We start from the raw sequence: 14,346 nt of genomic DNA on the forward strand, positions 1-14,346 counted from the left end.
GCTAAAATTTATTTGCTAGCGAATTGACTTCGCAAATGTTTTGCTCTTGATTCAAAATCAAGAGACCCTACACATTTGATTCGTCGAAACTTTGTTCAGTTTTCAAAGATCTAATTCCGTGCGTTGATTACCTCAACACAACTATTACATAATATCATCTCGATTTAAGCTTGTCAACAACTTTATTTATTAAGTTGAATAACTATGCAATCACCATCGAGTGATTACTAAGTTGAAATGCCGCACGTTCGAAACTGATGTATCGGTCAACGCGACAAGAAATATCTTATCACTCACAATAATCACTGTCAACAACAATTTAATGTTTTTTGAATTTTTATTCATAAACATTTTTCACGGTGAAGTGACACAAGCCCCATCACCTAGCTGTTTCGCGCTATCTCTCGCAGCGACAAGATATATCTTATCAAGAACTAGTATGCAGGTCAACCCTTTATTTAAAATTATTTCGATAATTGATTAAACGGCGTTGTTTCCCCCACACTGACGCTAGCAAAGAGTTCATGCAACTCACTTGCCAGCACAAACATTAATCCCTGTTCTGCAAATTTAGTTTGAATCAATTCATCAACGGTTAGATGATCAAAAACAAACACGGCTACCTTTTCACCCTCGATTTTAGCGACAATCGAATCATACAATCGTAATTGCTCAACATCGATGCCAATGGTGTGTCGAAACGTCCACAACACAGAAGCTAACGGTGAGCGTCCGGCTTGAACTGGTAATTGGTAAAAGTGATAGCCGTTACCTGACTTACCGACCAAGAAATGGGTGCCCCGTTCATCATTGTATAGAATCGTCCCTGCAACTTGTTTCTGCACTAATGTTCACCCACTTTCAACCGATTCAACGAATCTGAAATCCAGCCATCTAAATGATTGGCAATTGGATCAAACCCTGCATGGACATGCCGATTCGTCCAAAAGTGTTTGTGCCGGAACGTCTTGTAAATTTCCAAATCACTCACAGTTGGGCGGGGGGCACGCTCGATACACCGTAATGACAAACTAATCTTCCTGGTATATTCATCAATATCTAAAATAACGACGTCCACTGCCTGACCGACCTTTAGGTACTCACTAATACTCTTGACATACCCTTCATGGCATTCTGAAATATGAATTAACCCTTGATGCTCACCATCCAACGTGACAAACGCACCATAAGGTTGAATGCCGGTCACCCGGCCATGCACACGCATGCCAATTCGATACTCACTCATACGATCCATCCTTTCTTAAGCATTTTATACTGACAATCATTTCAATCTTTAATATTATAACCTGAATCCGATAGATTGCAAAATCCCGAGACAAACAAAAAAAGAGCCGCATTCGCAGCTCCTACTCGTGTCACTTAATCTTCAATTGCAATTGTTTCGATCACAACGTCCTTAACTGGCTTGTCTTGCATCCCAGTCTTAATAGCTGCGATTTTATCAACGATATCCATGCCATCACTGACAGCACCAAAAACTGTGTGCCGGAAATCCAACCATGGTGTCCCACCGTTGCCATAAGCCGTGACGATTTCTTCCGGATAACCAGCCTGTTTCATTTGTTCATCCATGCCAGCATCTAATTGTGGCTTTTGAACAATAAAGAACTGACTGCCATTGGTATTAGGACCAGCATTGGCCATTGAGAGTGCCCCACGAAGATTGAAGACTTCTGGTGAAAATTCATCTTCGAATGGTTTGCCCCATAAGCTTTCGCCACCCATACCAGTACCAGTTGGATCGCCACCCTGAATCATAAATTCAGGAATCACGCGATGGAAAATAATCCCATCATAGTAGCCCTTTTTGGCTAAGCCAACAAAGTTTTCGACACTCTTTGGGGCTTGCTTAGGAAACAACTGAACCTTGATGTCACCAAAGTTCGTTTTGATGGTTGCTTTTGGTCCGTCTACTTGACTTAAATCTAATTGTGGATATGCCACAAAATCACCCGTTTTCTATTAGAATTATCTTGATAATACAAGAGAAGTGATATAAATACCAGTGATTTGTAAGGATTTCTTGCAATTAGCGACTAACCATAGTAATTCGAACGGTTTTCTGCTAACCTAGATAAGATTAATTTTCACATTACTTGGAGGTAATCATGAGCTTTCTAATTGATTTCGTGTTGCACATTGACCAACACTTAGTCACCATCGTCAACAGCTTTGGTATTTGGACCTACCTGATTCTCTTTGCCATCATCTTTATCGAGACAGGTGCCGTTATCCTACCTTTTCTGCCTGGTGACTCATTACTATTCGCTGCCTGTGCGTTAGCAGCCAACCCGACCTATGGCCTACATATTTGGACATTCGTCATCCTATTCCTGATTGCTGCCCTTGCCGGTGATTCATTAAACTTCTACATTGGTCACTCCTTGGGGGAGCGGTTGACTGAAACGTCGTGGTTCGGCAAATTGATCAATCAAAAACAACTTGCTAAGTCTGAACGCTTTTTCGAGAAACACGGTGGCATCACAGTCACGATCGCGCGCTTCATGCCAATCATCCGGACCTTTGTGCCCTTCGTCGCTGCGAGCTCTCGCATGCACTACCAGCAATTCATTCGCTATAACGTGATTGGCTGTGTCTTGTGGGTCATGCTCTGCTGCGGTGGTGGCTACTACTTCGGTAACATTCCCTTCGTCAAAGAACATTTCTCGATGGTCGTTATCGGCATCATCTTAGTCTCACTGATTCCAGCCGTCTTTTCCGCCTTACGCGCACGCTTCAGTCATCCTGTCGAAAGCGAAGATTAACTTGAAACGAATCAAAAAGACCTCTGATTTTGTGATCAGGGGTCTTTTTTAGTGGCACAACTAATCTATTTCGCGTAACGCCTGCTTGCCAATACTTAAGCCATACGCAAATGCCCATTCGATTAAAACAAACGCCATGACGAAGCACTGGCCGAAAAATGTGTCCGGTAGCACCAAAATAATTCGATCCAATAGTGGATCAAACAACCAGTCCGAGTTGCGGAACAAGATTTCGTGGAAAATTACGAAAAACTGGTCAAAATTGATCGCCATCACGACCGCAATTACCGGTGGAATCCATAACGCCGTCTGCATCGGTAGGACCAGCCGCCACAATTGCTGATCTCGGCGTAATCGTCGCCAAAAGAAGTACACGACGACACTAGTCACGATAAAGACCGCATAGTCTAACATGAACAAGTTTTTAACATCCGCAAAGTGAACTAACGCACTGGCCGAGTCGGTAAAGTCATTCATCACTAATTTTGGCACCCACGGAAAATTCAAGTAAGCCAGCAACTGATAATAATTGGTCATCAACTGTCCCAGTGTCAAATTGACCGTTGGCCCCAATTTTTGACCGACTGCATTCGCAAAGTACAGCCAGCTGGCATTGATCGTCACAATAATCGTGGCACTCACTAGCCACAAATAGAGACTGATCCACTGAAGGGCGTTTTTAAGCTTATTTAGCCACACCATCGTCTAAATCCCATTCATCTAAGGAATTGATCTCATTGGTTGGCTTAACAGCCTGCTTAGCAACCAGCTCAGGAGTTGAAACACCGGTATACACAAGTAGTGAGTCCATCTCAAAATTGATGGCCGCTGAGATATCCGTCATATAGTTATCGCCGACCATCACGCAATCCACTTTATCCAACCCGATACGATCGATGGCTTTTTGCATAATAATGGTTTCTGGCTTGCCCACATATGTTGCCCGTTGCTGAGTCGCCCGCTCGACCATCGCAATCACCGAACCGGCACCCGGGACAAGTCCGCGTTCATTTGGTAGGTTGGTATCAGCATTCGTGCCGATAAACTTAGCGCCCCGTTTGATTGCCAGTGTCGCTAATTCAAACTTGTGATAGGTGACATCGTAGTCCAAGCCCACGATGACGAACCGGGGCGTCTGTTCTTCAAACTTGAAGCCCTTCTCGAGCATCGCACCCTTCAACCCTAATTCACCGATGACGTACATCGTCTTGTCACCATTCGCAGCCAAGTCGTCCACATAATCAGCCGTCGCCAATGCCGCCGTATAGACGTTTGCAGGACTAACATGAATATCATGGTTGTCTGCCAAATTAGCCGCCACATCCTCGGGCGACTTGGTGGTATTATTCGTTACTAATAAAAAGTCTGTCTGACTAGCTTGTAATCGTTCAATGAAGCGTTTTGCAGCCGGAATCCGCTCGCGACCACGATAAACAGTGCCGTCTAAATCAATTAAATAACCCTTGTACTTGCCCAATCCAAATACCTCTTTCTACTCACTACTTTTGTCGAATTGTAAAGTGACGTTTGCCACTCGCTTGTTTGGTGGTTCGTGCTTGATTACCCGTTCCAGCAGTCACTTTAGCTGGTCGCTGCCGTTTTTCAGTAAATGGCGCGGCCTTCTGCTTGGTCGTAAAGTTATGCGACTTCCGCCGTTGCTTACTGCGACTACTACTGCGGTTACTGCGCCCACGTGATTGCCGGTTATTGGTCTTCTTGCCACCACGATGATCATCCTTACGTGGCCGGCTGGTCCGCTTAGGCTTGATGACCCGTTCGTTTTTCACGATAAAATAGGCGCAGCCAAAATTACAATACTCATATAAATAATCTTGGACCGCCCCGATCGTTTGGGCGCGCTGGACATCCTTCGCATCATCACGGAAGAATCCCTTCAACCGCAATTGCTCAAAGCCCCAATCTCCGACGATATAATCATACTTATTCAAAATCGAGCTGTAGCGCTCAACGAATTTATCAAGGTCAAAGCCCTGGCGATAATCATAAACGATTTCAAATGGGTGTTTGCTAACCTCAAAGTGGGTCTTGTCCGTCCGCAAGCCGTGATATAAGTTACGGCGGCGTTCCGCTTGTTGTTCAGCTAGTTCATCAATATGTTCGCGGTTCACATTGACACCACCTTTCTCTTAATGGATTGGCCACTGGCGCGCTAGATAGTCGCCAACGACCGTTCTTAACATTGCTTCAAATAATATTTCAGTTTGACCACTAATATTCAGGGTCGGGAAAAACGGAATAAACAGGTCGTGGTCCAACAAGGCAATCTGATAAGTTGCTTGCCGGTCAACGGGCTGACCATCGACTAATAACTGATGGTCAGCGGCTTGCCAGGCCAATCCTTGATACTGGATATAGCCAAAGACTTGCCCCCGAAAACCCATGCCCTTAATTGGAAACTTGTTTAAAAAAGGACGAACGAGTTCCATCTCGTAAACGAGTCGCCATAAGGCTTCACCAGTCAACGTGACCCGAATAACGTGCATCGCATGCGGCAACATCGTGTGTAAATCGTTGCGATTGACTCGCCCCGCCGGTAGATCTCGCATAAAGAGACCACCATTGAGCATGCCAAGGCCCGTGCCCGCATAATCCGTGATTGCCGCTAAACCGAGCGCCGTTAGCTCACTGGCATGGTGCCAATGCGGCCGCAACTGCTCTGGTACGTTGGCGATGACTTGCTGTTTTAGCAGCATTTCACCACGCGCTTGCCAACCAGCAATCAACGCCTCATCACCCGCAGCAACGGGTAAACTTGCCGTTTGAACTGTGTGGGCATCAGCGGTCGTAACGTGGTGTTGCGCATCAAGCTGGAGTTCGATGCGCCCCACATACTCGCCATATTTGCCGGCTGCAGCAATCAAGACGCCATTTTTGAGCTCACCATTCACTAATAGATGGTGGGTATGACTACCGATGATCACGTCGATTTGTGGAAAATGTTTTGCTAGACAGCGATCAACGTTGATGCCGAGGTGCGATAAGATGACGAGCACGTCGTACTGACCGGCATACTGCGCCAGTAATTCCGGCAAACGGGTCTTGACACTGGCTGGCGTCCAACCATTTAACGGATAGGTCAACGTGAATGGGGCCGTGAAAGCGAGTAACAAGATGCGGGTGCCGCGTGCGGTCGTGATAATTTTCGCTGGCCGTGCCCATTTTGGTGGTTGGCCATCCGCCGTATTGGTTAAATTATCAAGAATCACATCAAAATTCGCATGCAGATAAAGCTTATCAAGCGCCGCATGCGTCAATCCAAGGCCCTCATTATTGCCAATCGTAACGGCATCGTAGCCAATCGCATTTAATAGGTCTACATTGGCCTGTCCCTCAGTGGCTTCAGACAACGGGTGTGCGCGGTCGACCGCGTCTCCTAAACCGACCGTGAGCACCGTACTACCGGCTTGCTGGCGCTGTGTCCGTTCCGACAACAAATAGCGCTGAACCCGCGGCCAGTTTTCAAAATGCGAATGTAAATCATTAGTATGCAAAATGGTAACTTGCTCTTGCACGGTCCTCGCTCCTTAATCGTTATCTTTGTTAATCCTAAAGCATTCCCGAAACCCGGTCAAGCACCCAATTACTGCCGTTTGGCAAAATCAATGGCCTTCCCCGTCACCATTTGCTCAATTTCCGCTAATGAGAATGGGGTTCCAAACGGCACTGGATGGTCCAAATAGTCCACTTCCGGCGTATCCACACCGACATTAATATTTTCCTTAACATTGACGGCATAGTGATGAATGTGCCCATGTAAATTGATGATTTGCTTCACGATGCCCATCATCATCGGATAGTGGGTCATATAATACTGACGATGGTCGTACTTGATCAACACACCGACATCATGAAATTCAAACTTAGGTTGCCCGTTCAACTGCGGATCATGGGCCGCTAAGTATTTGAAAAAGGCCCGTGAATCATGGTTACCCTTAATAAAAATGATTTTACCATGTAGTTGTGTCAGTAATGCACAGACCCGTTCGTATGAGACCTTAGCCGGGCGTGTGAAGTACAACGCCACGTCACCAAGATGATAGACCGTGTCAGAATCAGTCACGCGGGCATTCCAATGGTCAACGATGGTTTGGTTCATCGTTTCAACATCCGGAAAGGGCCGCGGCGCAAAATCATTATCGCCCAACAGATCCGCGTGGTAAAAATGTGTATCAGATGTAAAGTATTGCATCAGTTCAACCTCGATTATTAAGTTCTCTTAAATCATAGTTTTGAAACTAGTCAATTAATATTGTACCGCGCACCGCCCTAAAAGACACTAGAACAGTTTTGTCTACGAGTGAATTTATTGCCTTGCGCGGATCTGATCGTAGCACCCACCTCAGTTTACGTTTGATGCACAGTGACTAGTCGCAATTACGATGCAAGACAGTCACTCATGGGCGGCGATTCTCGCATTGACAGACGATACAAGACCTGAGGCGGCGAAGATTCATTTTTTGCTGATAAGATACAAAAATGGCTCTCAAGGTTTGCTTGAAAGCCATTTTTAACGGTGCAATTAAAACCTCACTGCTCGCGAACACTCACTGACCATTCGCGAGGCAGCTTAGACGGTCATTATGAATTCGTGTGTCGTTGGCGAACACGGTCGCTAAAAATCTTAACGGCATAGAGGCCAAACACCCAGATTGCGGAAACAATCAACGCAATTAACGTCTCAAACTTCAAGCACAGGACAACTGCGATGAAGGCTAGGAACACCAGAATAAAGTAGTCCGACAATGGAAATAGTGGCATCTTGAACTTCACTTTAGCTCGCGAGCCAGCTTGACGGCGATACTTGATGTGCGCAACCACGATCGCACCCCAGATAAAAATAAAGCAGGTCGTCGATACACTGGCAATTAGTGAGAAGACCTTACCAGGCATTAATAAGTTCAGGATAACTGACAAGCCAATCACCAGGGTTGAAAACCACAAGGCGTTGCGTGGCACTTGACGCGTGGATAGTTTGCCCATCCGCTTAGAAAATTTACTCTGCCCATCATACGTCAATGAGAACAGCATCCGCCCGGTACTGAACAGCGCACTATTACAGCTCGAAGCCGCAGCAGTCAGCACCACAAAGTTGATGATGGCGGCGGCCGAACGAATCCCTAAATTAGTAAAGACTTGGACGAAGGGACTGTGGGCAGCTGAAAAGTATTGCCATGGATACATGCACATTAAGAAGAATAATGAACCAACGTAGAATAAAATGATCCGGACTGGGATATCATTGATCGCCTTTGGAATCACCGTCTTCGGGTCGGCCGTTTCGGACGCGGTCATCCCCACCATTTCAATCCCAATAAAACTAAACAGGACCATTTGAAATGAGAGCACTAATCCCTTAAAGCCATTCGGCATGAAGCCACCATAATTGACCAAGTTGGTCAGACTGGCATGCCCGACCGGCGTCTTGACGCTAAATAGTACCATCCCGATACCGACAGCAATCAAAGCAATAATTGCCGCAATCTTAATAATCGCAAACCAAAATTCAGTTTCCCCAAAAGCTGAAACGTTGATTGAATTTAAGGCTAATAGCAGAATTAAGATGACCAATCCTGGCAGCCACTGTGGTAACTTCGGCCACCAGAACTGCATATATTCGCCTGCAGCTGTGATTTCGGCCATCGCAATCGTGATCCAGCAGACCCAGTAAGTCCAGCCGGCCACGAAACCGGTGCGATCGCCTAAGTATTGTTTAATGAAATCAATATATGAATGCGTATGAAGGTCAGACAGCAGTAACTCGCCTAACGCTCGCATCAACAAGAAACAAACGAGTCCAGTCACCAAATAGGCAATCAGAATCGATGGTCCCGCTAAGTGGATGGATTGACCAGCCCCCAAGAAGAGGCCGGTCCCGATGGTGCCACCAATCGCAATCAATTGTACGTGGCGGCTCTTTAACCCGCGCGAAAGTTGTTCCGTCTCGGGCTGTGAATTGTCTTTCGTCATTATTTTTGCACTCCCCTTGCCGTTATTATAGCGGGCAATTTCGTCCCATTCAAAAGGGGGCGCTTGTTAAAATTGTAAAATAGGTCTATACCGTTTTTAAATTGCACGAGTAATTGGTTGCGACAGTAAGCGTTTGCGTATGCACTCACTCCGCCCTTTTGCTTTGTTAACTGACCAATCTAGCGATTCAGCACGCCAACGTGAATAAAGTGAACGTAACGCATAGCAACATGAATAAATTTCACTTAAATAACCAAAAATCACCCAGGTAGTCGTGGACCCTACCCAGGTGATTTTCGGCAACTTCATCAGTAGCAATTGCATTTTAGCCTCAATTTCTTGGTTGGCTTCAATCGCTCTCACCAAAAGCGTGACTTGGTTGCATCTTGACTAACAACTAACGTTTAATGTTTTGGCTGACCCAGGCATCAATTTGAGCCGTGAATGCCTGAAATGCCCGTTGATCTTCAAACGATGGGAAGTCACCCAGCAAGACTTTACCAGCCTGCTGTGCTTGTGGCCCATGCTTTTGTAACACAACGATCGATTTGCGTGACTTTTCATCCAAGAACAAATTAGTTGGCAAGTTGAGTAAGCCTTGCAAATAAGCCGCCGTACTCATCCATTTCAACAGGCCTTGTGCTTCTTGCGATTGAAAAATCGTTGTTGGCACGAGGAAGACACCCCAACCACCGGGTAACAGGTGTGACATGGCTTGTTCCATCATCAGATGATGGGTGTAGGAATGGCCATTGGTCGCCTTGGTCTCAAAGTTCTGAACTCGCTCGTCAAGTGGATAATAGCCGACTGGCAAATCGCCAATGGCAATACTCGTTTTAGGCATGACTAGTGGATCAATGGCATCTTGGTGGAACAGTTCCACGGCAGAGCCTTGTAGATCCATACTCATCGCGGCGATGGCTAACTGATTGTCATCGTTATCAACCCCATAGCCTTGAATTGGCTGAGGCCGATCAGTTTGCAGTTGATTAATAACCGTCGTTAATAAGTTCCCAGTTCCAACCGCAATATCTAAAATCGACAGGTCCGTTGTTGGTCCCACCAGTTTGGCAATCAAATATGCCGTCAATAGACCGATTGAATCGGGCGTCATCTGATGATTAGGATCGACACGGTCATTATGAATCGCCTTCAACAAGGCTAGCTGAATTGCACGCCGAATCGTTTCTGCATCGAACTGCTTTAAATCGAAACTTTGATACAACTTCTCTAAAGCTTCGACTTGTTGTTGACTCGGCTTGCCATCCTCAACGTGAACCGTCCCACTTAATAAGTTGTCACCAGTCTCGATGAGTGCATCTACGTATGAGACGGATAGTTGCTGCATCAAGACCTGCACTGATTGATCTAAGACCTGAAATAGCGTCTCAGTTTCTGCTTGTGCCAGAATACTCACCCCTTCACAAAATCTGTAATCCTTAACCATATTACTGATTTTATGACCCAAGTTCAAGTCACGGGGTTCGACCACCACTTATCGATGCGGTTTAGCCTGATAAGGATGGTCATAAGATTCCAGTATCAGATAATGCAAGTGCTGTCTAGCCCGAAAATTCATGTAACGTTGCGTCTCGAATGCCCCACCAATCATCAATAAACTAATCACTGACAGCAGAATCGTCCCGCGGTGTTTCTTCATCTGGTGCGTGCCTCCTATCGGGTAAAAGTAGTCGGGCTTTAAAATGAATACCATGATCAGTCGTCATGGTTAACGTCATGTCCGGCTCGATGTGAAACTGACTGACGCCTCTCATCATGATTATTCGGCCGCCACCTTTGTGCATTAACACAATCTGATGAAGCACATGAAAATAGGTCAAACGATATTCTTTGTCCTTGGCCTCATTCACAATGACAGCACTGTGGCCCTCGTCGAAGCCAGCTGCATTGGAAATCGCTGTGAATACAAAATGATGATCCGGATTTTCAAGTTCATGGAGCATCAAGTACCAGTCGACGGTCGGTAAATCGACCTGAGTACGGCGGGCAAGATTACGTTGGCCTTGAAACAAAGTCGCCATGACGACCGCCACGATTCCTAATGAAAATACCACTTCAATGAGGGTAAAACCCGCACGCTTAATCATTGGGCACGGCCAGCTGTGGCGCGTTCAATAATTCAATGGCATAAGTCTCATACGTGCTGCGAGCAGTTTGAATCGCTTGTAACGTCTGAGCCTCACGATGCTGCATCATTATCTCGAGGCTCTCAAACCCAATTAGACCGCCCATCAACAGGCCCAATGCGGTAATCGTCTCAATCATCATAAAACCACTGTGCGTCTTTAACATTGGTAACTCGATAAGCCCCCCACCCCATTAGTGCGTTTAATTTGATTTTCTGCTTTGGTCGCAGCGCGGGCTTAAAAATGACGACCGCTAATTGCGGATGACCATTCTTCCAGATCTGAATATCGCGCCCACGTTCCGTCTTCAACGTCGCCGGTAATGCTAGGTGCCACTGTTGTTTTGGCACTGGATATCCCCGTTTGCCGGTCCAACTGACGACCTCCGTCCCCCGAAAACTGACGACTTGCGGATGACCAGTCACACTCGCTTCAAAAGTCCGCTGTTGCCACATCGTCTGTAAATCACGCCAAAACGCTTGTTCATCGGCCACTTGTCGCTGCCGCGTCGGAAACCGATGGACGGTGATCACGGCCATGCTGGTCACGATTGCAAGTACGGTGACCGTTTCAATTAACGTGAAACCACGGCGGCTAGCCATTTATGCTTTGGGCTTGGTGGGCCGAATTGGATTAATAGCCTGGTCCGTCGCTTGCTTGGCTTGTTTGTCATTCAGGTAACCAGCCTCCTTCATCTTGTCAATCGTTGCTTCCTCGCCAGTATCGCTGGTGTACATTTCAGCCTGATTTTGAACCACTTCCGTCAACGCTTCCTGTTGACGTACGGACGCATTCTTACGTTGATCATTCAAGTTTGGCACCACGATCAACATTAGCAAACTAATAATGGCCAACACGATCACCATTTCAATCAACGTAAACCCGCGTTGCGGCGCAGTCGTTTTCTTCATCAAGCGTTTCATTAATAATGTCATTTTAAAATCTCCCCCATTGATTGGTACATCGGTAGCAACAAACTCAAATACGTGCCCACGACCACGAGCGCAATGACCCCAAACATGATGGGTTGAATCCAACCAATCATCCGATTAAGTTGGCGAATCAGCCGCTCATACTGCATGGTCGCAAAATACAGTAACTCCTGACTCAACTGTTCAGCTGGGCTCTCTTTGCCGACTAATAAAGCTAGTTCATCCGGCAATAAGCGGTCGGCCTGAATAATTGCCATTAGTGACGTTCCCTGCAGCAAAGCCCGCTCCACCACTTTCCCCTGTTGGTGAATAAAAGCTTTGGCCTGAAACTGCTGGCTGACCTCACAAATACCCCGAATCCCTAATCCACCCGCGAGTAGCATGCCAGCATTTAAACTCAAATAGTAGCCGCAATAACTCTTGATCACCTTGCCAATCAAGGGCATTTTGACCAACCAATGATACCGCTGCCTGATTGGTAGCTGCTGAAAGCGCCAGCCACACCAACCGAGTGCAGCAACAACGACCAGTATTCCAATCGAGATTAGTTGCCAAGGTAATGTCGCCTGGTGACCGACACTGGCCTGGGCACCTAAGCTCGGTAGAATTGCAGCCTTCACTAACCCGAGCGTCCCCAATAGCAGGACCAATAATAAACACGGATACTGCAATAACCGTCGAATCTGTCGGCCCTGTTCCGCACGGGCACGCATCAACTGGCCAGCCTGCGTCAACGTGTGTCGAAGCTCCCCATGCGTCTCCGCAATTAAAAATTGATAATATAGATCGACCGCAATATATGGACGTAACGCCGTGGACAAGTCATCACCCGCTGCTAGGCGCACGAGAACGGGCTGCAGGACTTGAAACGCTGGTCCCTGTACATCCACAGCAAATTGAAAGGCCTGTTGGAATGAAAAGCCGTTGCCCAATAGGTCCGCCACAGTTTCAAATAGCGTCGCTTGCATCGCAATTGGAAGTCGCTTACGCTTTCTTAAGTTGATGGGCCGTCGCATGATCAAGGCGACCCGCTGCCAGTTGTTCATCAATTAATTGTCCCCACCTCTCCGTCATCATTTGTGTCGTCTTCGGGCGCTCATGTGGCATAACCACCGTATCAAATAAGGTCGCCATACTGCCATCCGTCACCGGGACTAATCGCTGATACGACATGGCCGTTACGGCTTGTTCGAGAACGGCTGGTTCTACGCCTAATTGTGCTAATCGCGGAATAATCCCATAAACACCCCGTGCATGCAACGTACTCAACACCAGATGGCCACTCAAGGCAGCTTGAATCGCGATTCTGGCGATTTCCGCATCCCGAATCTCCCCAATGATAAACACATCCGGGTGATGCCTAAGACCGACCTTTAATAAATCCGCATAGGCCATCTGAGCGGGTGGATTAACTTGTAACTGCAAAAAATCTGGTTCGTAGATCTCAACTGGATCTTCAATGGTCATCACCAATCGTTGTCCCCGCAGTTGACGCACTAGGTCATACATGGTCGACGTTTTTCCAGCGCCCATCGGTCCAGAAAAGACGATCAACCCAGTATGGTGCATGAGCTGACTCAACTGTTCACGCTGACTGGGAATCAAATATTGGAGGTTCTGGGATTCACCCTCGTACAATATCCGAATGACCAGCGATTCGCGGTCTAAAAAATCACCAACGACTGAGATTCGCAGGTTTAAGGTCTGCTCATCCAGCGTTAGCATCATAGCGCCAAGTTGCGGCCGCCGATGGTCACTAATGGCCATATCACTTCGATATTTGATGTGATTAATGAGCTGTTGCGCGAGTGTGGTACTGATTTGGGCAAGTGCGCGCAATTTTCCGGCGGCTTGAATCAGCACCTGGTAACCTTCTGTTGCTGGCATCCAATAAATATCACTAGCCCGTTGTTCAACAGCGGCTTGGATCATTTGATTCAACTCAGTTTCAATTGACATGAAGCATTTCACACGGTGATACCAGGCAGATTGTCTGTGGCCCAGTTGGACACACAGACGGTATGACTGGCATACTTCCTTTCTTGATTTCACAGCATCATGCTGCGTCACGCTGGCTAGTTTCGAAGTATCAGGGTTCGCAAAACCGGCTGTATTCGCTACAGTGAAGCATCAGTTTGTTGCGGTTATCCCCAACGATCACGAACAATCAATCCATTCACCCTCTCTGAGATTTCCGCGTCATTAAAATCAGTTCCTGAATAGGTTTGCCGGCAATTTGTCGGCGGGTTTCTGGCCAATCGTGACGCCAATTAATCTGAAAACAGCTCGCCTCGGGTGCAAAATACGGCTGATAAGGGTGCAGTCACTGTTTTGTCCCACTGTATTGTTCGTTTGAGATTATTTCAGTATCAAATTGTCACGACACGATGGCTTGCTCCTTTCATACAAGTAGTTTCGTAAAATAAGGCTCATTTCCACGAAAAAAATTAAACTTTTTCAGAACACATTTTGATTGAACGCCAAAAAAGCTAT

Annotated in this window: 18 protein-coding genes; 1 reads left to right on the top strand and 17 read right to left on the bottom strand. The window is 46.7% G+C overall.

Annotated elements, in window-relative coordinates:
• Positions 1 to 464: 464 nt before the first annotated feature.
• The 3 genes from KGF70_RS09470 to KGF70_RS09480 form a co-directional block, all read right to left on the bottom strand.
• The gene (locus KGF70_RS09470) at positions 465 to 845 is read right to left on the bottom strand and encodes a hypothetical protein (RefSeq protein ID WP_050339302.1); all 381 of its coding nucleotides are present in this window, start codon (positions 843 to 845) and stop codon (positions 465 to 467) included.
• Positions 845 to 1,246, bottom strand: a complete 402-nt coding sequence (locus KGF70_RS09475; RefSeq protein ID WP_216768572.1) for a CvfD/Ygs/GSP13 family RNA-binding post-transcriptional regulator — start codon at positions 1,244 to 1,246, stop codon at positions 845 to 847. The genes KGF70_RS09470 and KGF70_RS09475 overlap by 1 nt, the downstream gene beginning before the upstream one ends.
• A 134-nt stretch (positions 1,247 to 1,380) precedes the next feature.
• Positions 1,381 to 1,965: a peptidylprolyl isomerase gene (locus tag KGF70_RS09480; protein ID WP_216768571.1), complete on the bottom strand. Its 585-nt coding sequence runs from the start codon at positions 1,963 to 1,965 to the stop codon at positions 1,381 to 1,383.
• Positions 1,966 to 2,129: 164 nt separating this feature from the next.
• Between KGF70_RS09480 and KGF70_RS09485 the strand changes: the two genes are divergently transcribed.
• The gene (locus KGF70_RS09485) at positions 2,130 to 2,786 is read left to right on the top strand and encodes a VTT domain-containing protein (protein WP_050339306.1); all 657 of its coding nucleotides are present in this window, start codon (positions 2,130 to 2,132) and stop codon (positions 2,784 to 2,786) included.
• A 60-nt stretch (positions 2,787 to 2,846) separates the two neighbouring features.
• On the opposite strand, the gene KGF70_RS09490 is transcribed toward KGF70_RS09485, so the two are convergent.
• The 14 genes from KGF70_RS09490 to comGA all read right to left on the bottom strand — a co-directional run bounded on the left by KGF70_RS09490 (position 2,847) and on the right by comGA (position 13,812).
• A complete protein-coding gene (locus KGF70_RS09490) occupies positions 2,847 to 3,488 on the bottom strand; it encodes a TIGR01906 family membrane protein (protein ID WP_050339307.1) in 642 nt (213 codons plus the stop codon).
• Positions 3,472 to 4,263 (bottom strand): TIGR01457 family HAD-type hydrolase, encoded by a 792-nt coding sequence (locus KGF70_RS09495; protein ID WP_216768570.1) that lies wholly within the window; start codon positions 4,261 to 4,263, stop codon positions 3,472 to 3,474. The genes KGF70_RS09490 and KGF70_RS09495 overlap by 17 nt, the downstream gene beginning before the upstream one ends.
• Before the next feature lie 22 nt (positions 4,264 to 4,285).
• On the bottom strand, positions 4,286 to 4,915 hold the full coding sequence (locus tag KGF70_RS09500) for a YutD family protein (RefSeq protein ID WP_003639115.1): 630 nt from the start codon (positions 4,913 to 4,915) through the stop codon (positions 4,286 to 4,288).
• 18 nt (positions 4,916 to 4,933) lie between these two features.
• Positions 4,934 to 6,319 carry a bifunctional metallophosphatase/5'-nucleotidase gene (locus tag KGF70_RS09505; protein WP_216768569.1) on the bottom strand — a complete coding sequence of 462 codons (1,386 nt, stop codon included), beginning with the start codon at positions 6,317 to 6,319 and terminating at the stop codon, positions 4,934 to 4,936.
• Positions 6,320 to 6,387: 68 nt separating this feature from the next.
• Complete coding sequence (locus KGF70_RS09510; RefSeq protein WP_050339310.1) at positions 6,388 to 6,996, bottom strand: metallophosphoesterase family protein; 609 nt, start codon at positions 6,994 to 6,996, stop codon at positions 6,388 to 6,390.
• Between the two features lie 389 nt (positions 6,997 to 7,385).
• Complete coding sequence (locus tag KGF70_RS09515) at positions 7,386 to 8,774, bottom strand: amino acid permease (RefSeq protein WP_105919764.1); 1,389 nt, start codon at positions 8,772 to 8,774, stop codon at positions 7,386 to 7,388.
• Between the two features lie 397 nt (positions 8,775 to 9,171).
• Complete coding sequence (locus tag KGF70_RS09520) at positions 9,172 to 10,221, bottom strand: class I SAM-dependent methyltransferase (RefSeq protein ID WP_216768568.1); 1,050 nt, start codon at positions 10,219 to 10,221, stop codon at positions 9,172 to 9,174.
• A 48-nt stretch (positions 10,222 to 10,269) separates the two neighbouring features.
• Entirely contained in the window at positions 10,270 to 10,434 is a 165-nt protein-coding gene (locus tag KGF70_RS09525) for a hypothetical protein (RefSeq protein WP_162937027.1), read from the bottom strand.
• On the bottom strand, positions 10,394 to 10,882 hold the full coding sequence (locus KGF70_RS09530) for a prepilin-type N-terminal cleavage/methylation domain-containing protein (RefSeq protein ID WP_050339312.1): 489 nt from the start codon (positions 10,880 to 10,882) through the stop codon (positions 10,394 to 10,396). Before KGF70_RS09530 ends, KGF70_RS09525 begins: the two co-directional genes overlap by 41 nt.
• A complete protein-coding gene (locus KGF70_RS09535) occupies positions 10,875 to 11,087 on the bottom strand; it encodes a histidine kinase (RefSeq protein ID WP_088771075.1) in 213 nt (70 codons plus the stop codon). Before KGF70_RS09535 ends, KGF70_RS09530 begins: the two co-directional genes overlap by 8 nt.
• Positions 11,053 to 11,523 carry a prepilin-type N-terminal cleavage/methylation domain-containing protein gene (locus KGF70_RS09540; protein ID WP_216768567.1) on the bottom strand — a complete coding sequence of 157 codons (471 nt, stop codon included), beginning with the start codon at positions 11,521 to 11,523 and terminating at the stop codon, positions 11,053 to 11,055. Before KGF70_RS09540 ends, KGF70_RS09535 begins: the two co-directional genes overlap by 35 nt.
• The gene (gene comGC, locus KGF70_RS09545) at positions 11,524 to 11,856 is read right to left on the bottom strand and encodes a competence type IV pilus major pilin ComGC (RefSeq protein WP_050339315.1); all 333 of its coding nucleotides are present in this window, start codon (positions 11,854 to 11,856) and stop codon (positions 11,524 to 11,526) included.
• Complete coding sequence (locus tag KGF70_RS09550) at positions 11,853 to 12,899, bottom strand: type II secretion system F family protein (RefSeq protein WP_253954817.1); 1,047 nt, start codon at positions 12,897 to 12,899, stop codon at positions 11,853 to 11,855. The genes comGC and KGF70_RS09550 overlap by 4 nt, the downstream gene beginning before the upstream one ends.
• Positions 12,838 to 13,812 (bottom strand): competence type IV pilus ATPase ComGA, encoded by a 975-nt coding sequence (comGA, locus tag KGF70_RS09555; RefSeq protein WP_216768566.1) that lies wholly within the window; start codon positions 13,810 to 13,812, stop codon positions 12,838 to 12,840. Before comGA ends, KGF70_RS09550 begins: the two co-directional genes overlap by 62 nt.
• Positions 13,813 to 14,346: the final 534 nt, after the last annotated feature.

The sequence above is a fragment of the Lactiplantibacillus sp. 7.2.4 genome, from assembly GCF_018991185.1.
Lineage (GTDB): Bacteria > Bacillota > Bacilli > Lactobacillales > Lactobacillaceae > Lactiplantibacillus > Lactiplantibacillus pentosus.